Source organism: Microcoleus sp. SVA1B4 (assembly GCF_036700545.1).
In the GTDB taxonomy this organism is placed as follows: domain Bacteria; phylum Cyanobacteriota; class Cyanobacteriia; order Cyanobacteriales; family Microcoleaceae; genus Microcoleus.
The window spans coordinates 1-25139 of the sequence record NZ_JAUBPB010000031.1 but is presented as its reverse complement, the minus strand read 5'-3'; the positions used below and the strand labels follow the sequence as shown (position 1 = coordinate 25139).

Genomic DNA, 25139 nt, shown 5'->3' with positions numbered 1-25139 from the left:
TACCAATTACCAATTACCAATTACCAATTACCAATTTCCAATTCCCAATTCCCAATTCCCAATTTTAATTGATCACCTCAAATACTACCAATCTGCTCAGCCACAGCGGTTGATTGGCCTCCACACCTTCGGGACGACCCTTAGTAGAAGCAACTTGTATTCTGTTGCCATTTATCCCTTGTCTAACCAAAATATTTTTCACATTTGTCGCCCTTTCCAGTGCCAACTTTTGATTTTCTACCGGAGTGCTTTTAAAATCGCTGTAGCCCACTATCCTTAAATTCTTCGTGCGATTTTTCTCCATATATTCCTTGACTTTGCTAAGCTTTTGTGCTACGTCTTTCGCCTGCAAACTTGCCGAGCCTGCACCGAAATACACGCGAACTGGCATTATTATCTTTGGTGGCGGTGGAGTTCCTATAATCACTGTATTTGTTACCGACTTCACCCCCGGAATTGTCTCAAAAGCTTGAGTTATTTTCTGAGCATCTGGCACTTTGCTTACGCTGCCTGCAATGGCGACTTTTCCCTCTGCATAGCGAGCTGAGATATTAATGCTTTCTACTTTATTCAAAAGAGCTGCTGTCCGCTTGACATCGGCTTCTACTAAAACTGGATCGGGAGGTACTTCAACGGCTATAATTTTATTTTCAATTCTTGATTGGGGAGCCGCTTGCTGAGCGATTTTTTCCGCTTTCGATCGCAGATTTTGATTCGGCACTCGTCCCGAAATCTCCAATACTCTATCTTTAACATCCGCCACAAGGCGATAAACTGATAAATCGGGAGCAGATTGTAATGCTAAATTTGTATCTGCTTCTAAGCTCGCTGCAACTGAGCTGCGGTATTGATGAATTCCCCAAGGTACGCCAATTAAACCTAACGCTGCCAAACCGATCATGGGTAAAATGGGAAGTTTAGAAGATTTAACTTTTACCTCTGTATCTATTAATTTTTGCAATTTCGAGTTTATTTCGGGTGGCACATTGGCTGGATCGCCGTTAAATGACTGAATTTGAGCTCCGTATTCTTGAACAATATTGTTGAATATCGATCGCATTTTGTACTTAAACCACTGGCGGGTTTCTCCTTGCATCACTACTGCCAGATAACACGAACCCGCAACTTCCAATACTATGGTAGATGTGCCGTATTCTATTGCATCAATCTCGGCAATATTTCCCGACTGAGATATGCAATCGTTGACAAAAGCCCGAATAGCAGTCAGCATCCCGGCTACCATTTCTGATTCTAGCTGTTCGCGTTCAGAATGCTGCACTGCTGAAATTACTAAGCCGGATTTTGCTTGAATCAAAAAAACCGCTTTAACACTCAGTGGTGTTGTTTCTTTCATCAGCAATTCTGCTTCAGAAATTCCCTGCACTTTGGATTTAATTTTGCGACTAATTGCCTCTGGGCTTAAAGATGATTCGAGTTTTTCATTAATCTCCCGCATCATCTCGGCGATGTATTTTAAAATCGTGCTGCCGATGATCGGATAAAGTGCATCCGACATTGCTTCTCGCTTGAGATGAATTTGCTGTTTGATAGCGGTGGCCATTTCCGGCGCGATCGCCATTGCAATTTCATCGGGCGATTCACTCATTCTGTGGCTGATTCCCACAGTCAGAGCCGGCGATATGGCTACTCCCATCGATTGTCTATTTTCTCTGGTTTTGCTATTAATTATTTCATCAATTATCGGACTTATGGTTTCGACAAATGATTTTCTCGACTCATTAATTGTTTGGAGCATCATTTCGGGAAAAATGATTTTAATTCTGGCAAGTAACTCTTCCCGATCGCCTCCCCATTCCGCATCAGTAATTTTGCGATCGAGTTCCCCTACTTTATCGTTGAGTCTGTAATTATAACTTACAACTTCATCTAACAATGGTAAAATAGATTCGATGACCGACTTTTGTAGTTGAGCGTGATGGCTAACCATCAGCTCGTCAATCAAAGGTTTCAGTAAATCGGTAAACAAGTCTGTCGATTCATAAATCCGGTGTTCGATCGCCACAATCTGTTGTTCGATCTTCGCGAGTCTTTGATCGATCCTTTTATTCTGAATGATGGCATCGACAGCAGGGGCGATCGCAGATTCTATCTCTAGCTTTGCTTCCCCGATGTTTCGAGACAGCATTTCTATAATCACTGGCATTATTCTTGCCATCAACCCTTCTATCTCGGCTAAAACTTGCTGCTGAACTTCGACAATCTTAGTTTCATTATTTAATATTTGTGCTGCAATACCGCTGTTTTGAATAGCCGTGTTGACACCAGGTGCGATCGCCTCTCTCACCTCTAACTTTGTCTCCTCGATTTTCCGGTTCAGCGACTCAATCATTAACGGCATTAACCTTGCCATTATATCTTCCGGCTGAGTTTTTTGCTGTCGCTGAAGATTATTTAGTCTACTTTCTACGTCGCTCAATTTTCCTTGAACTTCCCTTTGAAGAATTGCTGATTCTATCAAAGGTTGGATCGTCGCTGCTACTTGTAATTTTGATTCATCGATTTTCTGATTCAGCAAATCAGTTATTGCCGGCATTAGCATCGCCATTATCTCTTCTGGCTTCTGAATTGGCGACTGTTGCGTAGCCAGTCGGCCCTCGATGATGCTCAATACTTTTTCTTCTATTTCTACCCAAGCTATTCTTACCTGTACTGAGGGGGCAACAGCTTCTACAACTTCTAATTTTAATTCACTAATTTTGCGGTTCAGCAATTCGCTAACTACTGGTACTAGCTGCTTGATTAAATCTTCCGGTTGCTGCTGGTAACGCTGCTGAATATTTGCAACTCTATCTTCAATTCTTACTACCTGTTCTTCAAGTCCGTTTTGATTGTGAATTACTTGATTGACTCTAGGTGCGATCGCCGAAGCTACCTCTAACTTAGACTCCTCTACCTTACGGTTGAGCATATCGCCCACCACTGGCATCAGCCGTTGGATTAAGTGTTCTGTATTCGGCAGTGGCTGCTGGTTCAAGTTAGCAATTTGATTTTCCCAATTTGCTAATTTTGCCTCCAACTCGATCGGATTAATTTTATTATTGCTCGCGAGTGCGATCGCCTTTTGTAATTCCAACTTCAACCCATCTAATTCTTCTCTCACTAACTCAGGAATTAACGGTTTCAGCAAAATCATCAACTCTTCGGGATCAGACATCAACTTCTCAAAATTTTCTAACCTTTGTTCCACACTCAAAACATTACTGTAAAATTCCGGTAAATCCCTTTCAAACAGCAGTTGTTGCAACTGCTTAAACTGCTCAACTGCTTCTTCTAATTCTTCCTCCGACTGCCGATTATTTTTAGCTACCTTCCCGGCTATAGATAAATCTGGTTCCTCATTATTGTTTTCTCGTCTTTGAGAAGGTATCTCTTCATCGTTAGTTAATACTTCCGGTACAATACTCGGTGATTCGATCAGGAAAGACAATTGTTTGCGCCGATTCTCATCATCCTCTAATCGCTGAACAGACTTTTCCGAAAGCGGTAATTTCAACTCGCTTGGCTCTTTTTTGGTTTTTTTCAATAACTGAAATTCAGTCAATATGGTTAGCAATTCCTGAAGTTGCTCTCCAGCTTTAGAACTTGCCAGAGTTGCATCAGAAACCTCTTTTTCTGACTGATATATTTTGCCGGAATTATCATTAAATGCTGCCATACTGCGCTACCAATAGTTGATTTTAATCGACCGAAGGAAATTACCAGCTTGCTTGCCGCCTCACCCCAGCGAAAATCAATAGGAATGACACAATTGTTCCAAGCGTCAGGCGTACTAAAGCTATCGCCCTATTTTAACTGCTGTTCTGCGACTAGCCAACTGGGCCGCCAACTGCAATGCTGCCTTCATGCTGGAGGCATCTGCAATCCCTTGACCTACAATATCAAAAGCTGTGCCGTGATCGGGAGATGTGCGGACAAAAGGCAAGCCAATTGTAGTGTTGACTGCTTTATCGAAAGCCATCAATTTTACTGGAATCAACCCCTGGTCGTGGTACATTGCCAAGTAACCGTCGTGAGCTTCCTTGGCTAAACCGTACCAAACTTTAGCCGGTTTTACCCACAGGGTATCGGGGGGGACTGGCCCGTCTAACTGCACTTGAGGAAAGCGATCGCGCTGCGTTTCCAACCAAGGTATCATCCAGTCTTGCTCTTCATTTCCCAGTTTGCCATTTTCGCCGCTGTGAGGATTTAAGCCAGAAATCGCAATTTTCGGTCTTTCCAGCCCAAAATCTTCCCGCAAACAGTCTATCAGTAATTCTAGTTTTTCACTCAGTAATTCTGGACTCAAAGCATCGGGTACTTGACGGAGCGAAATATGTGTGGTAGCCAGTAAAGTTACTAGCGTCCAGCCACTGTGGGGAGATGTGGCGGCAAACAGCATTCCGAACCGCTGCGATTTCGCCCTTTCTGCGAGGAGTTCTGTTTGTCCGGGATAATTGTAACCTGCAGCCTGCCAACAAGTTTTGGAAATCGGGCCTGTGACGATCGCGGAGAATTCGCCGGCGATGGTACGGGCGATCGCACTTTCCATGTAAGCAAAGCTAGCAGCCCCGCTAGCTGCACTCCCGACACCGGGGACTATTTCGCCCCACTTGTTGTCTGGTTCAATATCAATAATATTTAATGTTTCGGGATTTGCCGCTTCTGCTGCTGGATTGCTCGATCGCAACTTATCGTAAGTTTGCTGCAAAATTCTCTTAGATCCGAAAACCGTCACCATCAAACCAGCAGCGGGATCTGCCAATGCCTTGAGAATCACTTCCGGGCCAATTCCCGCCGGATCTCCCAGAGTTACAGCTAGTTTTGATTCCCGATCGAGACTCAAGGCAGTTTTCTCCAACAAAATACAGGAATTTCGGCACTGAAATTTTAGCATTCATGTACCTGGTTGACCCAAATTATATTATCTTTATCAGAAGATTGGGTTTAAAACCCCGTCTTTTTAGGACGGCTTTTTCCATTTTCAAGTAAAATAACACATTTATCTAAACAAATGAATATGGTACAATAAGCAGATCAGACAAGATTTAAAAACCTACCCCCGGACTGGGGGAAAGTCTACGCCCAAAACATTCACAGAGGAGATATGACTACACACCTATGTGCTTTTCGTGGTCAGCCTGGGAACCCTATTACTAGGGATATTAAGATCGAAATGTCTTAAGAATCCTCGTGCCTTCAGGGCGAGGAGTGTCAATTAATGCGATCGCCCAATTGGACATATATAATCATGAATCCTGAAATTTTCAATGCAGCCTTTTTGTCCTTTTCCCTAATTTTCGTGGGTATAGGTGGAGGCTTCCTCCTGCTCAAATTGCAAGGCGGCGAAGAATAAGTTTTTTTCAACCAATCCTTCAGAAGCCTTCTACCTTCTGCCTTCTAGAGACTACTTGCTGCCGAAAGCAAGCCTTCTGGCGAATATCTCAAGCCTAAAATGAGAAAATTTCAGGTTTTTGTTAAGTTTTTATAAAAAACTTAACAAAAACCTGATACCATCTTATTGAAAGTTTAAGATTCATAATTAATCCCTAGATGACTTTATTGATTTTAGGTGCCACCGGCACTCTCGGCCGCCAAATAGCCCGCCGCGCCCTAGACGAGGGCTACCAGGTGCGCTGTTTAGTCAGAAGTTACAGAAAAGCTGCATTTTTGAAAGAATGGGGCGCTGAACTCGTACCGGGGAACCTTTGCCAGCCAGACAGTCTGCCTCCGGCCCTAGAAGGCGTCACTGCGATTATCGATGCAGCAACAGCGAGTGCAGCCGATTCTGTCAGCATCAAAAGAGTAGACTGGGACGGAAAAGTCTCGCTGATCCAAGCAGCAGCAGCAGCAGGCATCAAGCGTTACATATTCTTTTCCTTCCTAGACGCGGAGAAATATCCCCAAGTCCCCTTGTTGGAAATCAAGCGCTGTACCGAATTGTTCTTAGCAGAATCCGGTCTAGACTACACAATCTTGAGACCTTGCGGCTTTTTGCAAGGACTGCTGAGCCTGTATGCAATGCCAATTTTGGACAATCAGGCAGTCTGGCTGCCCAACAAGCCATCCGCCCTTGCCTACATGAACACTCAGGACGTTGCTAAATTTGCCGTCCGGGCCCTTTCCGTTCCTGAAACCGAGAAAAAAAGCTTTCCGGTGGTGGGAAATCGCGCTTGGGATGCTGAAGAAATCGTGCGGTTGTGCGAACGGCTATCAGGCAAGCAAGCCAAAATTACGCGCACCCCAGACGCCTTGTTGAAGGCTACTCGTCAATTTGCTAAGTTCTTTCAGTGGAGTTGGAACGTAGCTGACAGGTTGGCTTTTTCAGAAGTTTTGGCAGCCGGAAAACCCTTGAAAGCTCCGATGGATGATGTTTACAGTGTCTTCGGAATCGACCCTAAAGAAACTACTACTTTGGAGTCTTATCTGGAAGAATACTTTAATCTGATTATGAAGAAGCTCAAGGAAATAGAGTACGAGCAGCTTAAAACTAAAAAACGGAGTAAACAAAAGATGCCCTTTACATTTTAAAGTGCCGAAAGCTGGGATTATATACAACGACGTTAAACCTGTGGCTTGTCGCATCGCCGCAGAGTTGGAAGACAAGCTGACTGCCCGCGGCTGGGAGGTTTGCTCGGTTTCTGGTTCGGGAGGAATTCTGGGCTATTCTAGCCCCGATCGCCCCCTGTGCCACACTCAGATCGAACAACTCGTCCCCCCCGGTTTTGACAGCGACATGGAGTTTGCAGTGGTTTTGGGCGGCGACGGTACGGTGCTGTCGGCATTTCGCCAAGTCGCTCCGATTGGAGTGCCGCTGTTGACTGTCAATACCGGTCACATGGGCTTTTTAACAGAAACTTACCTGAACTTGCTGCCGCAAGCTTTGGAAAAGGTAATCGCCGGAGAATACGAAATAGAAGAAAGATCCATGCTGGCGGTGCGGCTGTTTCGAGAAAACGACTGCCTCTGGGAAGCCCTTTGTCTCAATGAAATGGTGCTGCACCGGGAACCGCTGACTTGTATGTGTCATTTTGAAGTGGCGATCGGTCAGCACGCCTCTATTGACATTGCCGCAGATGGAGTCATCATCGCGACTCCCACAGGATCGACAGCTTACGCCCTTTCAGCCGGTGGCCCTGTGATCATTCCCGGAGTGCCGGTGTTGCAGTTGCTGCCTATTTGCCCGCATTCAATGGCTTCGCGGGCTTTGGTGTTTTCCAACACCGAGCCGGTCAAGATTTTGCCGGCGAGTCCAAACCGCCTGGTAATGGTGGTAGACGGGAACGGCGGATGTTATGTTCTGCCGGAGGATTGGGTGCAAGTCGAGCGAGCTCCGTACCAAGCCCGGTTTATTCGGGTGCAATCTTTTGAGTTTTTCCACATTTTGCGGGAAAAATTGGGCTGGGGTTTGCCTCACATTGCTAAACCGAGTTCTGTTGAGTTGCCTTGATAGTTGTTGGTAATAAGCGGAGGGCTAAAGTCCCGTCACTTCGGCTACGCTCAGTACGTCGCCTTTTAGGGCGGCTTTTTCTTTGTTTTTGGGCAGGATAAAGTTTGATCGGAATCTCCTACGGAATCCTTAATTCTCGATCGAGATTCCGAATCATCTCCAAACTCAGGCAGCGTTTATGATAGATGTATTCTCGTACTTCTGGGAGTTTAAACCATGTCTCTCGCTGAGTTAATACCTTTGGTGAACAATCTGAGCCAGTCAGACAAATTATCACTCTTCAAACTCCTAGCAGTGCAAATCCCAGACGCTGAACTACAAGTCATCTTTTCTGCATCAGAGTATCCGGTTCGATCGCTCTACGATGCAACGGAAGCGGCAAACATTATGATGCAGATGATTCGAGACGATCGAGAGGCATCTACTCATGCCTAGTTCGATCGAGTTTCCCTTTTCTGACGATGAAGCATTACCCACGATTCCCATCACTCTGATTCATGCAGGCTTTTCTGTCTCGGCGAATGCACTGCTAGATACTGGGTCTGCGGTCAATCTATTACCTTATGACATTGGTCTGCAATTGGGTGCAATTTGGGAGGAACAAACTGTCCGCTTGCCATTGGCAGGAAATCTGGCAACGGTTGAGGCGCGGGGTGTATTTGTAGATGTTCAAATTGGGAATCTGGAACCCGTTCGCCTAGCATTTGCTTGGGCACAAGCCTCTCAGGTTCCATTAATTCTCGGGCAAACCAACTTCTTTCGAGAATTTGATGTTTGTTTTGTGCGATCGCGAGGCACGATCGAAATTATTCGCTTGTAATAAGCATTGATGCAGAACTCGGAGTTTTATTTAGCTTAACTCTCGATCGAGCTTCCGAATCATCTCCAAAGTCAGGCAGCGTTTGCGAGATAGCGTTAGTACACAGGGACATTTTGGTTTAACATCCCACCCATTACCTATGCCCCATTCCCTAAACCACCGCTGCGATCGAGAAAATCAGTAATCTCCTGTTCATGGGTATGCTCCTACACTTTGAATTTTTTACAACTTCAATCCAACGGCAGCCCGACTTTTATCAATAAGCCGGGAATACAACAAATTGAACAGCACCCTTTAGGAGTTTATATTTTTTCCACAATAAATACAATGTTTTTACGTAAATTCATTAAATCTTTACAATGTATTTGATTACAACTAACTCATGATTATCAACTATACCCTAACCAAGATTTAGCGGGCTAACGTTCCCGCTCACCGGACGCAGATGAACTTTGCATCTCACCGATAACTCGACTTCGTTCCGGTGCAGCGGGATTGTTATGCTGTGCCAACTTCAACTTTAACCAAAGAACTCTAGAATCCTATCCATAAAGTTCTGCTTCCAAACTTCTTGTACTCTCTCAACCAGCCAATCATCTAAACTATTAATTTGGCTACCATATTGGTCAAGTACATCATCTCTGTAGCCATGCCCTTGACCCCACCTATTTTGAGCATAATCCCAAAATTCATTAGAGTAAGTTTGGGGAGCAAGACTATCTTTGATACAGCAGCAAATTTCTTGCCCGATCTCAATAATAAATTTCTCAAAATATTCATCTATTTGTTTGCTTAAAATTTTCATGACGGGTTTAAGCCCTGATTGTTCTGAGGCATGTTTCTCAACCAACTCAACAGCACCTATAATCTCTGCCTTTGACTCACGAAGCCTGTCCCTAAGTAATACTTCTGCAACAGTAGAACCATCGAAATAAATATCTATATCTCGCAGATCATAGGTGCCAAACCTATTATTTATTGCACGAAAAACCGTCACATGATAGCTTTTAAGATGATTCTTATATCTATTCTCAAAATTACTCAAAAACTCTGTCTTTTCATGAGACTCAATAGTTTTTTTTAGATCGTTTATTAATTTTTCCTCTTGGGGGCTTAATCCTCCTCCACTTTTGATGTCTTGAAAAATCTCGTCATATTTTTTTGCTTCTTGAAGTAAGGCTCTCTCTCTTCTAGAAATTAAATCATTGATAGCATCTAACAGTTCAATTCTTGCATCAGAAACATTATCCTTTTCATACTGAGGTTTCAGGATATGTTCCTCGTCGTAGAACTGAAGAGCATCATAGAAGAAAATATTCTCTGGCAAGAAGTTGATGTTCTCTCTTGCAAAAGCATCATCGATCTGATTTTTTCTAACCTTAATTCCCTCGTCTCTATCCTCTACTTTTCCATCTAAGTTGACGACATCTTCAGGTTCGCCCTTTCGAGGCAGAACCAGTAATGCTACTTTTGTATCAATATCTCTCGATTCTCGCGTTAGGTATCTCTTCAGAAGCTCGCTAACATTACTTGGAGCAGCTAGAAATTGTTCCGCAAACAGACAGATTGAATTGTCTTGGTTACGGATGTAATCAGACAGATCTTTTCTATCTCTGGCCTCATCCATACCTCTTGTGTCAATGATTGATCTGAAGCGAGGATATTTATTAAATTCAATTAGTTTATTACTAACACCCACATAAATTCTCTTGGGCAAAGAGAATTTATCCATTTTTCCAAGATTCAAATTGCTAAAGTTATGACGCAACCACTTTCTCTCATCTTCTACACTTTCAAAATCATGGGGAGATTCTAAACGGGTTTGATTTCTGCGTGATAAATTTGCTCTTTCAAGAACGGACTTTAAAAAGCCATCAAGATTTTCAGATGACTGGGCAAGTTCAGATGCTTTATCTACACGCTTTCCTTCAATCTGAGAGTCTCGAAGATCAGTGATATTTCTAATGGCTCTTAGCAGTTCAGTAGGTGGTGGGCCAGTTACTTCTGAATTTTGATCATGTTCCTTATTCCAGAAGTAGATACAGAGTTCTCGGATAAATTCTTTAACTTCATCATCACTGTATGGCTCTATCTCAAGGAAGCTTCTCTTGGACATTGAGGGCTGTATGACAACTTCACAAATAGTTGTCCTCCCTGATCCCGTAGATAGCAGTTCACTAATCTTATTGACAGTCTTTCCGGTTTTACCAACAGGTTTTTCTTCTTTGTGAAACAGATTAAATAGATGACATATAGCTGTAGTTTTACCAACGCCTATTTTCCCAATAAAAACCAAATTATAATCTTGTATTTCGAGCAGTGCTTTCATTCTTGCTAGACGCACCGAAATGCTTTTAAGCGAGTTTATCGAGCAGCGAGTTTTAATAAGAAAATTAACACTCTTCTGACCTTTTATATTTCTCTCTAATATCTCAATCTCAGACTCTATCCGTCCCTTTAGGCTTTGGACAAATTGTATGCTCATATACAAAACTCTTGAAGTGCAAGACTAAACCCCGACTACTCTGACAATAGAGCAGATGCTTTTATTCCCAAATGCGTAGAAATTGGCTCATTATGATTTTCCGGGCAGCAGTAATTTTGGTACGGCATAGCTCAGTGATTGAGCAGCATAACTTATAATTATATCGCAGTTGCGGTACAATACTGAGTATAGCCGTATAATACCGCAGATTGACGATGTATGTCAACTCCTTCTTACTCCCCATCAGAATCTCCTTTCCTCGATCGAATTCGCCACACGATTCGACTCAATCACTTAAGCCGTCCTAATTAAAAAAGCTATCTTTATCCCAAACTATTGGGTCGATCGTTGCTTTCATTCCCACATCTCGAACGTGAAGCGAATTTGGGAAAAGATCGCTCAAACGATTCGGCAACTTGGGCGACAAGTTTTCATCAAAAAGTAATTTCATGCCGATAATGTCGCGGTCATAAACCGACGCTCGCGGTCAGCAGCATAAGCAATGCAGGCTTTTAAATCTTCTCGCGTCAGATCGGGGAAATCGTCGAGAATTTCTGCTTCGGTCATCTCGGAAGCCAGGTACTCAAGCACTTCATAAACCGTAATTCGCAAGCCGCGTACACAAGGCTTACCACCGCGTTTATTTGCTTCGATCGTGATGTGGTTTCGGTAGTTCATAGTTTGATATGGGATTTTTAGCAGATTAGTTTAGAGAACAGATTTCAGTCCAAGACGATCGACGAAGGGAAGAAAGTCCCGATCGCAAAATAAGAATTAGTGATTGTTTTCGATAATAGCATCCATCAGAAAAGCCGCGATCGCCCCTAGACACGGGGCGATACCAACGTTTTCATACCAGAGAACGACGGGTTGAAATCACCTATTTCGAGGGACTGAGTTCCACAGCATCGGTCTTTGCAGTTAACTCAACCTTTAGCGTAGAAGCTGCCTGCATCGCATGGGGACTGACTAACGAGAATTGTGCAGTCGGCTGCTGACAAGCCACCATTGTTTTCACGTGTTCCATTTCATCATCCCGAATGGCAACAAACACATCATAGAGATTGTCGATCGTTGGACGACGGAATACATTAGCACTGCTTGTTTGAAACTCGTCAAACATATACAAATCGCCATCTCGATAGTATTGGATAGCGACATCTGGTGCGGGCTGTTGCTTGAGAGCTTCAGCTTCGGCATTGAGGAACTTGTCGTAGCTGGCATAGGCGTGTCCCTCTACAAGTTCCATGAAGTTGTAGGCAGATTTGGACGACACCATGTAGACCAAAATGATAATCCAGTAGTAAATGAGTGCAGTGGCTCGTGCTAGAAGGCGATCGACCCAAAAGCTCGATCCTCCCAGTGATTCCATAATCAACAGATGATGTAGTTCATTCCACGACTCCGAAAAGTGGATTTTTAACCAATCAGCCTTCCGCCACCAGCCCAAGGTTTCATAGAGGTGAAGTACCGATAGATAAGAGAAATAAGGAACACGAGCCACGGTTTCTAGCACATAAAATCGAGGATAAGGGCGATCGGCATAGACGACATTGATCACAAAAACGAGAATACCAACTAAGAGACGAATCATTGACTGAATCCTCAATAAATACGAAAGATAATTTGAACAATTGAGCAACTAATGACTGACGACCGGAGTCTCAGCCGCAATGGTTTCGAGGGGTTGGGCTTGAGTAGGCTGTTGGAAAATAGCCACGATCGCTTTAATCACGCAAAAGACAAGGATCAATGCACCAACCGAGAAGACGATATCCCCAGGGATGCGTAGCCAAACTGTCCACTGCATCCATGCCGAACCAATGACTTCAGCACTGCGAGCGTACCAAGTGCCATGATTAACGGATTGCACCAATTGATAAAAACCATTAGGAATCAGTCCTAAAACCATCATCATGCCTAGACCAACATTGATCCACCAGAAGGATAAATTGAAGTTTTTCTCATCCCAAGCGCGATCGGGCGTGATTTCACGCAAGGCAAAGAGCATCAGGGCGATCGCCAGGGAGCCATACACACCGAAGAGTGCAGAGTGAGCGTGAATTGGGGTTGTGTTTAGTCCTTGGGAATAATAGAGAACGATCGGTGGATTGATTAAGAAACCAAAGACACCTGCGCCAATTAAGTTCCAAAAAGCAGTGGCAATAAAGAATTTTAGTGGTACTCGATAAAATCCTTGCGCTTCTTGGGATAGCTTCATCGACTTCACCACTTCAAAGCCAATTAAGGTCAAGGGAACGACTTCTAAGGCTGAAGCAACGGAACCCATCGACGTAATGAATACAGGTGTTCCTGCAAAGTAGAGATGGTGTAACGTGCCGATTACGCCACTACCGAGATAGAGAATTGTCGTCATGTAGGTGGCTCTCAGGGCTGATGAGCGCTTTAGAAAGCCCAATTCGCTACATAGATAGGCGATCGCTACCGTCGCAAATACCTCAAAGAAACCTTCTACCCAAAGATGCACAACCCACCAACGCCAATATTCAGCAATGCTCAAATGGGTGTGATTGTTGTACATCAACCCTGACGCATAGAACAGGGGAATCGTAATCGCACTGTAGAGAAAGAAGTGATTCAGTCCCGTTTTATCGCCTTCCGCCTTGAGTGCAGGCTTGAGGGCGCGGTACATCAGCCAGAGCCAAAACACCATGCCACCAATCAGCAATAATTGCCAGAGGCGACCAAGTTCTACATATTCATAGCCCTGATGTCCAAACCAGAAACTATTGTCACCGCCGATAATGCCTTGGACACTAGCCCAAGATCCGATTAAGGAACCAACAACAACGACAGTCAAAGCCACTAACAAACCGCCATTGCCCCAAGCTTGCAACTTCGGCTCATGTTTACCAAACCTTGGCGCGAAATATAGCCCTGCGGCGAGCCAACAGGTGGCAATCCAAAATACTGCTAGCTGTAAATGCCAAGTCCGTGAGGCGGCATAGGGTAAATATTTCTGAAGTGGCACACCATAGAAGCCATCGCCTTCTACCGCGTAATGGGCTGTGACCATTCCCATCAACATTTGCACCAAAAACAAAGTCATGGCAACCCCAAAGAAGAGGGTGGTGACTTTTTGGCTAGGTGTGGCAAGGCGAATCAGGGGGCGATGGGCGACAGCGATTACTTCTTCGCTATCTTCTTGGGTGATGTAAACAAACAGAAATATACCGATCGCAGCAATGAGAACAATCACCGACACAATTGACCAGATCAAGAATTGAGCCGGAGCCTGATTGCCAATCAAGTCATCGTGGGGAAAGTTGGCGGTATAGGAAAATGGTGCATTCGGGCGATCGGCAGATGCTGCCCAAGCCGTCCAACTAAAGAAAGCGGTGACATTACGGATTTGCGTGTCGTCAGTAAACCAACCGCTAGGAATGGAATGAATCTTGGAGCCTTGGGATAGCAAAGTTTTATAGCTATCAAAAACCTTGGTTAGTCCCTGAGTTTGAGCCGCAGTTAGGGTTAAAGCGCCTGTCTCTGACTCATAACGATTGGTTTTAAATTCTTGCTGTACCTGCGCTTGGAGGGTAGCGCGATCGACTGCCGATAAAGCCTGTAAATCGGCTTCACTAAAATCGGAATTACCGTTATATAAAAGTCCGGCAGTAGCAAGACCCCAACGGTGCAGGACATCGGCTGTCCAGTCGGGAGCTAGGTAACTGCCGTGCCCCCAAATACTCCCAATATGTTGTCCACCGCGACCCAGATAGGTTACTTGCCCAGCTTCAATATTCGCTTGAGTTAGAATGATTTCCTGTTGCGGCGACACCACAGTAGCGGGAATCGGTGGTGCATTTTTGTAAATCGCCGATCCTGCAAAGATCAGCACTGAAAAAGTGACGATGCAAATTAGCACCAGCCAAGCGGGTAGGCTAATTTGACGGGGACGAGCGCGGGCTGTCACCACTTTGTCAAAGGTTGGGTTTGCCATAAAGCCATAAATTCGGTTTTAAAGTACCTATCGACATAGCATAGGAGAATAGAACCTAATAATGCTTTGACTTAAGTCAAAAACAACCTTAAAAAATGCTCAAGTACGTTTATCTTGTCTAGCTCGGCGCTTTGTTCCAACCATCCTCACTACCCTAAACGATGTTAAATAGAGTCGATTTGAGCAACTGGTTACAAAACATTCTGATTTTTCAAGGATTATCGGCAGAGCAACTGATTCCTTTAGCTCAGATCGCTCAACTGCAAACCTTTGGAAAAGATGAGACAATTTTCCATCAGGGCAGTGATGCAACTGGGTTTTTCATTGTCCAAGCTGGTCGTGTTAAGGTATTTAAGACTGCATCCAATGGGAAAGAACACATTTTACATTTATTAAAAAGAGGCGATTACTTTGCCGAAGTTGCCACCTTTGATGGCAAAGCTTTTCCAGCTTCGGCGATCGCATTGGAATCCACAGAATTAATCTTCTTCCCTCGGTTAGCTTTTCTGGATTTACTTCATCAATATCCTGTGATCGCCATCAATATGCTGACAAGTTTGGCAACCCGTTCGCGTAAATTGGCACAGATGGTGGAAGATCTGTCGTTTAAAGAAGTGCCACAAAGATTAGCGGCTTATTTATTAGATTTGAGCGATCGCGCTAATGGAGATCAAGTTATTAATCTAGATGTTACTAAAACTCAACTAGCTGCTATTTTAGGGACGATTTCTGCTACCCTTTCTAGGGCATTCTCGCATCTCCACGATAAAGGATTAATTACGATCAATGGTTCTCAGATTGAGTTATTGGATCGCGATCGGCTACAAGCGTTGAGTCAGAATGTAGAGTTGGGCGATCGCTTTTAGATCATGAATTTTGGAGTTTAGGTCACGGAAAAGTGATTCCACATGGGATTTATGATTTTCAACAAAACATAGGATATATAACATTATGAAACAGTAAAGATACCAGTGAATTGGCGTGTGAGGCTTTAAAAAATTGGTGGAATAATCATGGAAAAACTACCTACCCTAACGCTAATTCGATTCGGTGTATTATGATAAAGCAAGCAGCGATAAATTCTCGTCTTCATAAAATAATTCTATCGCGTTAAAATTACGACGTAACAAATTTTCAACTTGCAATGTCGAACAGTTTCTCAGGCGAAGCCAAATAACTTTCGGTGGATTCCCAAATACTAAGCTCAGGTCGTGCATATCCGCGTCTTTCGAGACAATCATCAAATTATTGTATGAATGCATAATCCCAAACTATTGGGTCGATCGTTGCTTTCATTCCCACATCTCGAACGTGAAGCGAATTTGGGAAAATATCGCTCAAACGATTCGGCAACTTGGGCGACAAGTTTTCATCAAAAAGTAATTTTATGCCGATAAGGTCGCGGTCATAAACCGGCGTTCGCGGTCAGCAGCATAAGCAATACAGGCTTTTAAATCTTCTCGCGTCAGATCGGGAAAATCGTCAAGAATTTCTGCTTCTGTCATCTCGGAAGCCAGGTACTCAAGCACTTCATAAACCGTAATTCGCAAGCCGCGTACACAAGGCTTACCACCGCGTTTATTTGCTTCGATCGTGATGTGGTTTCGGTAGTTCATAGTTGGAAGTTTTGAGAATCTCCTCGTTTGAGGTTTGGCGAAAAGATTAGATATACTAGCTTGTTACATGGGTGCGCGATCGAATAATTCTATTGCAGTTGCGGTACACTACTGGATATAATCGAGTAATACCGCAGCTCGATCGTGTATGTCAACCCCTTCTTAATTATATTTTAGATTAGAGTCGATCGCACACTCTCGGCGATCGCCCGAACCAAAACATTCATCAGAACTTCTTCACGCACGAATAACTGTAACGGTTCGCCCCATTGGTGTCCGATGAATTTCAGTATTCAATCGTTCTTCTAATTCAAGCGCATTCTCGCGACGATCGAATATCACCAACCACCCTTCATCTTGTCCCAATCGAGCCAAATATCCATCTAACTGTTCCAACCCTTTACTCAACGGATCGACTTTCCGAGTTCGCCAAACCTTCAATTCAATTCCCAATGTTACCTCACCATAACGCAAACATAAATCCATTCTGTCGCGTCCAATCGCATATTCTCGCTCCAATGTTCCCCCACCATTAATTACCCGATGCAGAAATGCCATCAACACTAAATGCGGGGCAATTTCGGGATAAGATGCACTTTTGAGTAACGGTTCGCCATGCTGTAGCCAAAACGCGAGAAAAGTTTTGAGTAACGCTTGGGTGTCTAATGTCCCCTGGGCCGTTAACCAACTCGGTGCAATTTGTGGCAGAGAAGCCATTGGCGTTACGGTGAGGACGCGGGGCAAAACTTCCCGATAAATGGGGTTGGCGATCGTCAATCCACCCAGAACATCCATCTTACACAAACCCAAATCGATTAAAAACTGAATATCATCATTGGGGATATTGCCCAGTTCCAAACCCGCCAACATCGGCTCGATAATGGCTTTGACTCGGTTTTCTCTGAGTCGTTCTGCCAAGCTATCCAAATGCGTATCTTGCCGTTTTATTAAAATTTCTTTAGCTGATAAAATATGTTCTGGTGTAATTTCTATAGATTCATCTGTCACTAATTCTTCTACAATTTCCTTAGCTAAAGCATTCACTAACCAAGGTTGTCCCTGAGTCAGTTCAAAAGCTAAGGCTACGGCTTCAGGTGTAAAAAATTGTCCGGTATCTTGGGTATGTTGCGCGTAGAGTTCCGCGACTTCTGAGGCATTAAAATCTCTCAGAGTAATCGATCGCACTTTAATATTAAACGGACTGGATGTATGGAGTCGATCGCTTCCCCCCGCAGCCACTTTGTAATCGCGAACATCCCGCAAACCAATTAAACCCACCGATTGCGGAAACGCTTTCGGGCGATTGGGATAACCATCGCGCAGTTGTCGCAGGATAGAAATCAACGCTTGGTCTTGTAGTGCGTCAATTTCATCGATGAAAACCACCAAAGGACGAGGAGAAGATTGTGCCCAAGCTTGTAAAGCAGCCCGAATTTTCTGTCCCCCCGATTGTATCGCTGTCCAGTCAGGCGGTTGCAGTTCGAGTGGGAGACGGACGGAAATGTTATCTCGCCAAGCCCCCAAAATAGCCTCTTCTGCACCAGCAATGTCTTGACTGAAGGGTGCGCCTACTTCAACTGACAGCATCACGGCGGTGTATTGTCCGCTGTTGGTGAGTTGTTTGGCTAACGCCAGCATAGCGGTGGTTTTCCCCACTTGTCGGGGTGCATGGATGACGAAATAGTTCTGCTGAGCAATCAGTCGTTCCAGGCTAGGGAGGCGACGGGTCGCAGGAAGCAGATAGTGGATGTCATCGCGGCAAGGGCCAGCAGTATTGAACCAACGTGGCATAGGTCAACTGGGGCGAATGGGGCTGCTCTCAGTTTACTGTACTGTTATTGGAATGGCGTTCTAGTTGTTAAGCGGGGGTTTGTACCGACTCTCAGTACCAGATGAAACTCTCTATGGAATGAGAATTAAATAACTTCCACAAGTTTGTGGGATGGGCCTGAAAGCCCGTCCTTTTTGGACGGGCGGGACGCCCATCCCACAATAACAATTAAAATTGTAAGTTATTTAATTCGCGATCCTATGAGCGAAAGTCGTGCTCGATTCTTGATTTAAAAGACCTCTTGCAAAAATAATTAGGACGGGCTCTGGGGCCCATCCCACAAGAAAAAATAAATCTTGTGGGACGGGCATCTTGCCCGTCCCATCAATTGATGAAAAGGATGTTTTGCAAGAGCTCTAAAGAACGAAAGAACCCCAACTGCCAACTGCCAAAGTTTCACTCTTCCACGCGATAGCCCAATTCGGCTAAACGAGTGCGCGACTGCCGCCACTTCGGCTGCACCTTGACAAATAACTCCAAATATACTTTGCCTTCAATTAACTTTTGAATCTGTTCGCGGGCCGCACTGCCGATCGACTTGAGCATACTGCCGCTTTTACCGATTAAAATGCCTTTTTGGGAATCTCGTTCGACGTGAATTGTCGCCAGAATGCGAGTAATTTTTGCTTCTTCTTGAACAATGTCGATCGCAATTGCTACGGAATGCGGCACTTCTTCTCGCGTCAGCAGCAAAATCTGTTCCCGAATCAATTCGCCCATAATAAAGCGTTCCGGCTGGTCAGTCACCAAATCTGGCGGATAATAATAAGGCCCAACCTCCAAATGTTCGATTAACAATTGTTGCAGCGGCTCGACACCCTCGCCCGTGAGAGCGGAAAATTTCACTACAGGCCACTCAGGATTGACAATTTGCTCGTAAGTTCGATCGATCAACACAGAATCCTCCGGTTGTTCGTCCAACTTATTCATCCCAAAAATCACCGGAACTTTGCAATTGCTGAGAATTTCGATAATATATCGATCGCCCCCTCCCGATTCCACCGAACCATCCACCACAAATAGCACGACATCCACCGACTGAATCGCTGTGCGGGCATTCTGCACCAAAACCTTGCCCAATTCGTGATGTGGCTTGTGAATTCCGGGAGTATCTACAAAAATAATTTGTGCTTCCGGTGTCGTTAGGATGCCTCGCAGCCTGTTACGCGTCGTCTGAGACACCGGCGAAGTAATCGCAATTTTCTGTCCCACCAACTGATTCATCAGCGTTGATTTTCCGACATTCGGGCGTCCGACAATACCCACAAAGCCGGATTTGTAACCCGCCGGAGCCGCGGGAACACCCATAATGCCCGATACGTCGATAAATTTACTATCTTCCACTAAAATCACCTATTTTCAAGCCCCTTCTCTGTCTATTGTCGCCTGAAAATACTCAAACGCCCATCGATGCACTCTACCATCTTTCTCGCCCTGGTATAGCGCGCCACACTCAAACCTCGATCGAGCCACAAACCAGTGTTAAAACAGGATACGCGATCGGCAAAACTTGATATCTGAGACAAAATTTGATAAAGTTCCAATGACATCGCTCAAAAATGAATCATTCTGGTAAAACCGACTCCCCAATACTGTAACAACTTCAGATGTGTACATATCTCACTCAACTGAAACTTTTCTACAGTTGGTCAGGCAAACCAGTTTTAACATTTTTGAAGGTGTTTGGTAATCAATTAGGTAAGTTGAACTCAAACTCAAAAGCTGAATATCATCAGGCGCTTTCTCAATAAAAGCTAGTGTCTTTTGAGCATACCTAAATTAGTGCTAATCGTCATAAAGTTGAGGAGATGAATCGAATGAAATCGAAATTATTTTGGAGTTGCTGCACCGTTTTGGTAGCAAGCTTGCCTGTTCCCGCCTTAGCTCAAACCAGCCCTCCCACCAGCCCTCAAGCAGGTATTGACTACAGGGGTGGATCGAAGAAATACCAGTTAGTACCGGGCAGAATCCAGGACAGAACCTTGCCCAGAGCCTTTGATTTTCCCATTATTACCAATGTTGGTACTGACACTAGCATCACCTCGGATTTCCTAATTACCGATCAGTTTCGCGCCCCAGCGGGTCGTACAGAATACACCGGAGCTCTCACCGCCTGGGCAGCATCAATCAGAGAATGTCTGGCAAAACAACCACTCTTGATTCGAGCCAGCACTAAGAACCCGATTCAGATTAATGGTAGAGTAGGCACGATTGTCAGAAACGCAAATAACCGTGCAGTTTGCAAATAAGCCAGCAATATCACATGGGCTAAATTGACCGTAATTGCTGTAAGGGCGGGTTCACCAATATCTCCCATGCAAGCATCGATACAGTAAACCCGTCACCGCAGCAATATTGGGGTCAATCGAAGCCAGTTGATATAACTTCCGCTATCTAAAGATAAAAACTAGAGAGTGTTTTTGAACAAAAAGAGCAATAGGTTTTCTATTGCTCTTTTTGTTGGCGAAATTTCAATTAATATCTATTAGGACTTATACAGCGGATTCCAGGTTTATAAAGTACACCCCAGAAACCGGGTTTCTTCTGGATTTCTCGCCAGAAACCGGTTTTATTCAAGAAACCCGGTTTCTCTGTACTTCACTTACCTGGAAAGTGCTGTATGATCGGCAGAAACGACATCATATAAGAGGTTTGTAGTGAGGAATGCAAGTCCTTATCAAGGTTTAAGGACTTGCATTCCTCACTGCAAACGACATTATTACGCAGAAACCAGCTTGTTTCCCAAAAATCCCGTGGAACCGGAGGGATATGGATTTTAACACCTGGTTTATGAAACTTTGTCTGCGTAATTCACGATTTAGGAGCGCAAAATTCATGTGTACTCAGTAAAATTTCGCCATAATCAGGAATCCAAGCTAACCACTGTTCTTCCGAAGATTCACACAACAGCCACGCTTCGTCAAAGCTGAATGCGGTTGGCGGGTTGAACAATTTAACCCACATAGAAGGAGTCAATTTTGGTGCAGGTACGGCGCAGCCAAATCTTTCCCAGTCGCGGACATTGGCGAAGCTTCCGGGCGTTGGTTGGGATTGCCAAGTACGAATATCTGTTTGCAGTTTCATCACAACTCCTTTTGGGCTAAGACTCTGAACCAGGTCGGGGTTGCAACAACCCAGAGCGACGGCGCAGATAAACTTTGATTATGTAGTCTATGTTACCGAATTATCTAGGCGAATGTGTAAGGTTGTAGCAAAAATTTACAATCGAGAGGAAAAAACGGGCTCAAAGCTGAAAAGGTCGATCGGCTATTGTTGCGCTCGGCAACGATCGCCTACCATAGCAAACAACATCTGATGTATTTCAAAAATTCCGACATGAACCAAACTGCAAAATCCCAGTGGAAAACTCTAGATCGCTTTGTAGAGATCAAGTCTCATTGGGTAAAACTAATCGCCGAACATCTCGAAACAACCGAAGGAAAAAAAGTAGAATATTGGCGAGTAGAAAGAGCGGATTCAGTTGTAATCTTGACCATTCAAGCTGACAAATTGCTGTTTCCCCGACCGATGTATCGCCCCGGTGTAGCAGAATCAACCCTGGATTTTCCCGGCGGTCGCGTACCAGCCGAAGCCACGCCAGCAGCAGCCGTTCCAGCTATAATCAAGAAAGAACTAGGCGTGACCGAAAGTGCGATCGCCCGCATCCAACCGATCAATACCATTGGCTGGGCAATAAACAGTTCCTTCTCAAATCAAAAACTTTACGGTTTTGTAGCACAATTGCACCCGACAGCAACAGTAAACCCCGAACTTATCGGTGCTGAATATCCTGTCACCCCAGACGGAATTCGCGACTTGCTTAAAAAATTAACTTGCCTCCAATGTCGAGCCTTATTGCTAGAATGGCAAAATCAAGTCGATTTTAGATTTTAGATTTTAGAATTGGGAATTGTTTTCCGAGGGTCGCCGATTTTAAATTCCTGAAAACCCAAATCACCAGAACTAATCATGCCTCTCAATAATGAAGTTGCTGTCGAATGCCTCGACGTTACATATCGTCTCAACCGCAGGCATTTAGTAGACAAACTCAATTTCAAAGTCCTGCAAGGAGAAGTTTTAGTATTGCTGGGACGCAGCGGGAGTGGCAAAACTACTACCATGAAACTGATTAACAATTTACTAACGCCAAGCAGCGGCGAAGTTCTTGTGATGGGAAAACCGACAACTCAGTGGAACCCAATTCAACTGCGCCGAAAAATTGGTTATGTGATTCAAGAAATCGGTTTATTTCCCCATTTTACCGTCGAGCAAAACGTCGGTTTAGTGCCGAAATTAGAAGGTTGGGAGGGCGATCGTATTCAGTCTCGCGTCCGCCAACTGTTAGAATTAGTCAACCTCGACCCCCAGCACTTCGCCAAACGCTATCCCCATCAGTTATCCGGCGGACAGCGGCAGCGGGTAGGCGTCGCCAGAGCACTGGCCGCTGACCCTCCGATATTGTTAATGGACGAACCGTTTGGTGCTTTAGACCCGATTACTCGTCTGGAATTGCAGCGAGAATTTGGTCAATTGCAGCAGCAACTTGGCAAAACTGTGATTTTTGTAACTCACGGCATTCAAGAAGCTTTTTTGTTAGCTTCTAGAATTGGTTTGATGCAAGACGGACGGTTGGTTGAATTGGCAACACCTGATGATTTTCTCAAATCTCAGCATCCAGAAGCTGGGGCATTTCTTGAATGTTTGCAAGTAGCTAAATTTGAATAATTTAGCAAAAATTTGATAATATAGTTTTAGTAACTAAGCTGATAATCAAACGATGCACAGTCTTTACGAGACAGACTTCTATGCTTGGACGCAAGAACAAGCCAAGTTACTTCGCAAGTGTCAGTGGAGTCAACTTGACTTGCCAAATTTAATTGAGGAGATTGAATCTTTGGGCAAACAGGAACGTCAAGAACTTAGAAATCGTTTGAGCATTTTGCTGGGACATTTGCTGAAGTGGCAATATCAGCCCCAGCAGCGCAGTCGTAGCTGGTTGTCTACAATTCGAGTGCAGCGGCGGGACACTCAGAGACTGATACAGGATAACCCAAGTCTGAAACCTTACTTGCAAGAAGCTTTCCCAGAAGCTTATCAAAATGGTAGAGATTTGGCAGTAGGAGAAACCGATTTACCTCTCAAAACATTTCCTCAAAATTGCCTTTACAGCTTAGAGGAAATTCTGGAATCTCGCTTCTATCCTGGTGAACCAAGTCCTGAAATAGAAAATGATTTATAAGGTTGACAGCAATCAGCAATAACCAATTACCCAATGATAATTTTTATCAACCGCTATGGCGCTGAGATAATTCAGCGCGCAACTGAACACTTATATTTAGTAACTGTTGCAATTTTTATAGCTATTATTGTGGGGATGCCCCTGGGAATTTTAGCTACGAGAAAACCAAAATTGAAAAAGCCTATTTTGGGATTTGCTAATATTATGCAAACAATTCCCAGTTTAGCTTTGTTTGGCTTGCTAATCCCGGTGCCGGTAGTGGGTGGAATAGGCGATCGCACGGCAATTATCGCCCTCACTCTGTATTCTTTACTGCCAATTATCCGCAATACTTATACTGGTATTGTCGGCGTCGATCCAGCGATTACGGAAGCGGGAAGAGGCATGGGGATGACGGATATGCAACTGTTATGGCAAGTGGAAATTCCCCTGGCACTGGGCGTGATTCTGGCGGGGGTGCGAGTTGCTGCGGTAATTGCGATCGGACTCGCTACAATCGCCGCTGCAATTGGCGCGGGTGGCTTGGGGGTGTTTATTTTTCGTGGCGTTGCTACCGTCAACAATCAGTTACTTTTGGCAGGGGCAATTCCGGCCGCTGTAATGGCATTAGCTGCGGATTTTGGGCTGGGTTGGGTAGAAGCGCGCCTCTCGAAAAGTACCTTAAAAACTATTAATGAGGAGTAAAATCCTGACTACCTTCCGTCAGCGTTGTCACCAGAAAACGAGCGAGAAGCCCCTGGCTTTAGACATGGGGAGGAAAGCGGCTGCGACTTCAGTCGCTTTGAATCAAAATCCATAGGAATAGCCATCTTTTTTGTGAATAGGTTTGCAATATTTATGACTAATTCCTGCTATTCTTCCCTTTGTTGTAGCGATGTCGAACGAACCGGACGCACGGCAAAGAACTCGTCCCACGTATGAACCGACTTTCTTGCCTGCGGTGACTGTCGCGCCAACGATATAGCCAGTTTGAAAACCAAAATGGATTTGCTTTTTCGATCTGTGTCGAATTGGGAAGCCAAACCGATCCGTGCCACACATTTGTCGAGTACCGTGTCCTGCTGCTTTTATTAGCAGCGGTTGAGAAGTCAGCACCTTCAACTCTTCGACTTTACCTACGCAAGCAGCATCTAACCAGTGAGATTTAGGTAACTGCAAACGAGTGCGATTGAATTTTGTCAAACCGCCACTACCAGTAGAAACTGGTAAACCAGTCATACGGAGTCGATTAAATAACGCCCAGCGAGTCGAATTAACGGCTGCTGCGTCTTTTAATGGACGTTTTGCTTGAGACAGGATCTTTTTCAAGACATCTGGCTTCTTAGAGAGGAATTTCTCAATGTCTTGAGTTCCTTTCTTGAAATTGCATTTTTCACAGGCAAGGCAAAGATTAGAAATACGATTAGATCCGCCTTTGGCTTTGGGATGAATGTGTTCGACTTGTAGCGGTGTATCCGTAACTCCACAATACGCGCACTTTCTATCCCATTTGTTAGGGTCGAACGGGGTATCGCTACCCCGAACTCCCATGCAAAACCGGACGTGATAGTTTCCCGTCATCCGGCTCCTCGACTGTTTGGCGCTTGTCATGCGTACCTCTTTCCCATTAAGGGTTAGGGGGTTAGAAATAAGATTCATCACTTCTCATCTCCCACTCTTTTGCTTCCCATTTGGCGTGAATAATGTCGTGGCAGTGTCTATGTACGGCTGTCAGATTTGTCTTCTTGTTGTTGCTTCTGT

General features: G+C 44.5%; 25 protein-coding genes and 2 pseudogenes. 12 read left to right on the top strand and 15 right to left on the bottom strand.

The window, feature by feature from the left end; genetic code table 11:
• Window positions 1-64: 64 nt before the first annotated feature.
• Both QT987_RS15810 and pdxA read right to left on the bottom strand, forming a co-directional pair.
• Complete coding sequence (locus tag QT987_RS15810; protein ID WP_333241615.1) at window positions 65-3676, bottom strand: OmpA family protein; 3612 nt, start codon at window positions 3674-3676, stop codon at window positions 65-67.
• A 120-nt stretch (window positions 3677-3796) separates the two neighbouring features.
• Window positions 3797-4894 (bottom strand): 4-hydroxythreonine-4-phosphate dehydrogenase PdxA, encoded by a 1098-nt coding sequence (pdxA, locus tag QT987_RS15805; protein WP_333241612.1) that lies wholly within the window; start codon window positions 4892-4894, stop codon window positions 3797-3799.
• A gap of 324 nt (window positions 4895-5218) precedes the next feature.
• On the opposite strand from pdxA, the gene petM reads away from it, so the two are divergent.
• From petM to QT987_RS15780, 5 genes are all read left to right on the top strand, one after another.
• Window positions 5219-5353 (top strand): cytochrome b6-f complex subunit PetM, encoded by a 135-nt coding sequence (petM, locus tag QT987_RS15800; RefSeq protein ID WP_445242817.1) that lies wholly within the window; start codon window positions 5219-5221, stop codon window positions 5351-5353.
• Window positions 5354-5550: 197 nt separating this feature from the next.
• Complete coding sequence (locus tag QT987_RS15795; protein WP_333241610.1) at window positions 5551-6528, top strand: NmrA family NAD(P)-binding protein; 978 nt, start codon at window positions 5551-5553, stop codon at window positions 6526-6528.
• Window position 6529: 1 nt separating this feature from the next.
• On the top strand, window positions 6530-7447 hold the full coding sequence (locus tag QT987_RS15790; RefSeq protein ID WP_333241608.1) for an NAD(+) kinase: 918 nt from the start codon (window positions 6530-6532) through the stop codon (window positions 7445-7447).
• A gap of 216 nt (window positions 7448-7663) precedes the next feature.
• Window positions 7664-7882 (top strand): hypothetical protein, encoded by a 219-nt coding sequence (locus QT987_RS15785; RefSeq protein WP_333053554.1) that lies wholly within the window; start codon window positions 7664-7666, stop codon window positions 7880-7882.
• Window positions 7875-8267 (top strand): aspartyl protease family protein, encoded by a 393-nt coding sequence (locus QT987_RS15780; protein ID WP_333241606.1) that lies wholly within the window; start codon window positions 7875-7877, stop codon window positions 8265-8267. Before QT987_RS15785 ends, QT987_RS15780 begins: the two co-directional genes overlap by 8 nt.
• 520 nt (window positions 8268-8787) lie before the next feature.
• Here QT987_RS15780 and QT987_RS15775 read toward each other — a convergent pair.
• The 5 genes from QT987_RS15775 to QT987_RS15755 all read right to left on the bottom strand — a co-directional run bounded on the left by QT987_RS15775 (window position 8788) and on the right by QT987_RS15755 (window position 14713).
• Window positions 8788-10596, bottom strand: coding sequence for a hypothetical protein (locus QT987_RS15775; protein WP_333241604.1), 1809 nt, complete (start codon window positions 10594-10596; stop codon window positions 8788-8790).
• A gap of 460 nt (window positions 10597-11056) precedes the next feature.
• A complete protein-coding gene (locus QT987_RS15770; RefSeq protein WP_333241602.1) occupies window positions 11057-11203 on the bottom strand; it encodes a DUF5615 family PIN-like protein in 147 nt (48 codons plus the stop codon).
• On the bottom strand, window positions 11200-11430 hold the full coding sequence (locus QT987_RS15765) for a DUF433 domain-containing protein (protein ID WP_006634608.1): 231 nt from the start codon (window positions 11428-11430) through the stop codon (window positions 11200-11202). Before QT987_RS15765 ends, QT987_RS15770 begins: the two co-directional genes overlap by 4 nt.
• 202 nt (window positions 11431-11632) lie before the next feature.
• On the bottom strand, window positions 11633-12346 hold the full coding sequence (locus QT987_RS15760) for an alternative oxidase (protein ID WP_333241600.1): 714 nt from the start codon (window positions 12344-12346) through the stop codon (window positions 11633-11635).
• A gap of 48 nt (window positions 12347-12394) precedes the next feature.
• A complete protein-coding gene (locus QT987_RS15755; protein WP_333241598.1) occupies window positions 12395-14713 on the bottom strand; it encodes a nitric-oxide reductase large subunit in 2319 nt (772 codons plus the stop codon).
• A 179-nt stretch (window positions 14714-14892) separates the two neighbouring features.
• Here QT987_RS15755 and QT987_RS15750 point away from each other — a divergent pair, with 179 nt between their 5' ends.
• A complete protein-coding gene (locus QT987_RS15750) occupies window positions 14893-15579 on the top strand; it encodes a Crp/Fnr family transcriptional regulator (RefSeq protein WP_333241596.1) in 687 nt (228 codons plus the stop codon).
• 104 nt (window positions 15580-15683) lie between these two features.
• Window positions 15684-15827: pseudogene (locus QT987_RS15745) on the top strand (hypothetical protein); the annotation flags it as partial.
• On the opposite strand, the gene QT987_RS15740 reads toward QT987_RS15745, so the two are convergent.
• The 6 genes from QT987_RS15740 to QT987_RS15715 form a co-directional block, all read right to left on the bottom strand.
• Entirely contained in the window at window positions 15769-15930 is a 162-nt protein-coding gene (locus QT987_RS15740; protein WP_333241594.1) for a DUF5615 family PIN-like protein, read from the bottom strand. The pseudogene QT987_RS15745 and the gene QT987_RS15740 overlap by 59 nt on opposite strands.
• Before the next feature lie 28 nt (window positions 15931-15958).
• Window positions 15959-16054, bottom strand: a complete 96-nt coding sequence (locus QT987_RS15735) for a hypothetical protein (RefSeq protein WP_333241592.1) — start codon at window positions 16052-16054, stop codon at window positions 15959-15961.
• 44 nt (window positions 16055-16098) lie between these two features.
• The gene (locus tag QT987_RS15730; protein WP_006634608.1) at window positions 16099-16329 is read right to left on the bottom strand and encodes a DUF433 domain-containing protein; all 231 of its coding nucleotides are present in this window, start codon (window positions 16327-16329) and stop codon (window positions 16099-16101) included.
• Between the two features lie 237 nt (window positions 16330-16566).
• Window positions 16567-18120: an ATP-binding protein gene (locus tag QT987_RS15725; RefSeq protein WP_333241590.1), complete on the bottom strand. Its 1554-nt coding sequence runs from the start codon at window positions 18118-18120 to the stop codon at window positions 16567-16569.
• Between the two features lie 436 nt (window positions 18121-18556).
• Complete coding sequence (gene era / locus QT987_RS15720) at window positions 18557-19468, bottom strand: GTPase Era (RefSeq protein ID WP_333241677.1); 912 nt, start codon at window positions 19466-19468, stop codon at window positions 18557-18559.
• Between the two features lie 68 nt (window positions 19469-19536).
• Entirely contained in the window at window positions 19537-19710 is a 174-nt protein-coding gene (locus tag QT987_RS15715) for a hypothetical protein (protein ID WP_333241588.1), read from the bottom strand.
• Between the two features lie 267 nt (window positions 19711-19977).
• On the opposite strand from QT987_RS15715, the gene QT987_RS15710 reads away from it, so the two are divergent.
• On the top strand, window positions 19978-20409 hold the full coding sequence (locus tag QT987_RS15710; protein WP_333241586.1) for a hypothetical protein: 432 nt from the start codon (window positions 19978-19980) through the stop codon (window positions 20407-20409).
• A 562-nt stretch (window positions 20410-20971) separates the two neighbouring features.
• On the opposite strand, the gene QT987_RS15705 is transcribed toward QT987_RS15710, so the two are convergent.
• Complete coding sequence (locus QT987_RS15705) at window positions 20972-21244, bottom strand: hypothetical protein (RefSeq protein ID WP_333053531.1); 273 nt, start codon at window positions 21242-21244, stop codon at window positions 20972-20974.
• Between the two features lie 252 nt (window positions 21245-21496).
• Here QT987_RS15705 and QT987_RS15700 point away from each other — a divergent pair, with 252 nt between their 5' ends.
• From QT987_RS15700 to QT987_RS15685, 4 genes are all read left to right on the top strand, one after another.
• Entirely contained in the window at window positions 21497-22054 is a 558-nt protein-coding gene (locus tag QT987_RS15700; RefSeq protein ID WP_333241584.1) for an NUDIX hydrolase, read from the top strand.
• A gap of 75 nt (window positions 22055-22129) precedes the next feature.
• A complete protein-coding gene (locus QT987_RS15695; protein WP_333241582.1) occupies window positions 22130-22885 on the top strand; it encodes an ATP-binding cassette domain-containing protein in 756 nt (251 codons plus the stop codon).
• A gap of 52 nt (window positions 22886-22937) precedes the next feature.
• Window positions 22938-23399, top strand: a complete 462-nt coding sequence (locus QT987_RS15690) for a DUF29 domain-containing protein (RefSeq protein WP_333241580.1) — start codon at window positions 22938-22940, stop codon at window positions 23397-23399.
• Window positions 23400-23432: 33 nt separating this feature from the next.
• A complete protein-coding gene (locus QT987_RS15685) occupies window positions 23433-24083 on the top strand; it encodes an ABC transporter permease (protein ID WP_333241578.1) in 651 nt (216 codons plus the stop codon).
• 102 nt (window positions 24084-24185) lie between these two features.
• On the opposite strand, the pseudogene QT987_RS15680 reads toward QT987_RS15685, so the two are convergent.
• Window positions 24186-24890: pseudogene (locus QT987_RS15680) on the bottom strand (HNH endonuclease); the annotation flags it as partial.
• Window positions 24891-25139: the final 249 nt, after the last annotated feature.

Coding starts and splice junctions, on each gene's coding strand:
- QT987_RS15810 (WP_333241615.1), bottom strand. CDS start 3,676: ATGGCAGCATTTAATGATAATTCCGGCAAAATATATCAGTCAGAAAAA.
- pdxA (WP_333241612.1), bottom strand. CDS start 4,894: ATGCTAAAATTTCAGTGCCGAAATTCCTGTATTTTGTTGGAGAAAACT.
- petM (WP_445242817.1), top strand. CDS start 5,219: ATGCGATCGCCCAATTGGACATATATAATCATGAATCCTGAAATTTTC.
- QT987_RS15795 (WP_333241610.1), top strand. CDS start 5,551: ATGACTTTATTGATTTTAGGTGCCACCGGCACTCTCGGCCGCCAAATA.
- QT987_RS15785 (WP_333053554.1), top strand. CDS start 7,664: ATGTCTCTCGCTGAGTTAATACCTTTGGTGAACAATCTGAGCCAGTCA.
- QT987_RS15780 (WP_333241606.1), top strand. CDS start 7,875: ATGCCTAGTTCGATCGAGTTTCCCTTTTCTGACGATGAAGCATTACCC.
- QT987_RS15775 (WP_333241604.1), bottom strand. CDS start 10,596: ATGAAAGCACTGCTCGAAATACAAGATTATAATTTGGTTTTTATTGGG.
- QT987_RS15770 (WP_333241602.1), bottom strand. CDS start 11,203: ATGAAATTACTTTTTGATGAAAACTTGTCGCCCAAGTTGCCGAATCGT.
- QT987_RS15765 (WP_006634608.1), bottom strand. CDS start 11,430: ATGAACTACCGAAACCACATCACGATCGAAGCAAATAAACGCGGTGGT.
- QT987_RS15760 (WP_333241600.1), bottom strand. CDS start 12,346: ATGATTCGTCTCTTAGTTGGTATTCTCGTTTTTGTGATCAATGTCGTC.
- QT987_RS15755 (WP_333241598.1), bottom strand. CDS start 14,713: ATGGCAAACCCAACCTTTGACAAAGTGGTGACAGCCCGCGCTCGTCCC.
- QT987_RS15740 (WP_333241594.1), bottom strand. CDS start 15,930: ATGCACGACCTGAGCTTAGTATTTGGGAATCCACCGAAAGTTATTTGG.
- QT987_RS15730 (WP_006634608.1), bottom strand. CDS start 16,329: ATGAACTACCGAAACCACATCACGATCGAAGCAAATAAACGCGGTGGT.
- QT987_RS15725 (WP_333241590.1), bottom strand. CDS start 18,120: ATGCCACGTTGGTTCAATACTGCTGGCCCTTGCCGCGATGACATCCAC.
- era (WP_333241677.1), bottom strand. CDS start 19,468: ATGGGTGTTCCCGCGGCTCCGGCGGGTTACAAATCCGGCTTTGTGGGT.
- QT987_RS15715 (WP_333241588.1), bottom strand. CDS start 19,710: ATGTCATTGGAACTTTATCAAATTTTGTCTCAGATATCAAGTTTTGCC.
- QT987_RS15710 (WP_333241586.1), top strand. CDS start 19,978: ATGAAATCGAAATTATTTTGGAGTTGCTGCACCGTTTTGGTAGCAAGC.
- QT987_RS15705 (WP_333053531.1), bottom strand. CDS start 21,244: ATGAAACTGCAAACAGATATTCGTACTTGGCAATCCCAACCAACGCCC.
- QT987_RS15700 (WP_333241584.1), top strand. CDS start 21,497: ATGAACCAAACTGCAAAATCCCAGTGGAAAACTCTAGATCGCTTTGTA.
- QT987_RS15695 (WP_333241582.1), top strand. CDS start 22,130: ATGCCTCTCAATAATGAAGTTGCTGTCGAATGCCTCGACGTTACATAT.
- QT987_RS15690 (WP_333241580.1), top strand. CDS start 22,938: ATGCACAGTCTTTACGAGACAGACTTCTATGCTTGGACGCAAGAACAA.
- QT987_RS15685 (WP_333241578.1), top strand. CDS start 23,433: ATGATAATTTTTATCAACCGCTATGGCGCTGAGATAATTCAGCGCGCA.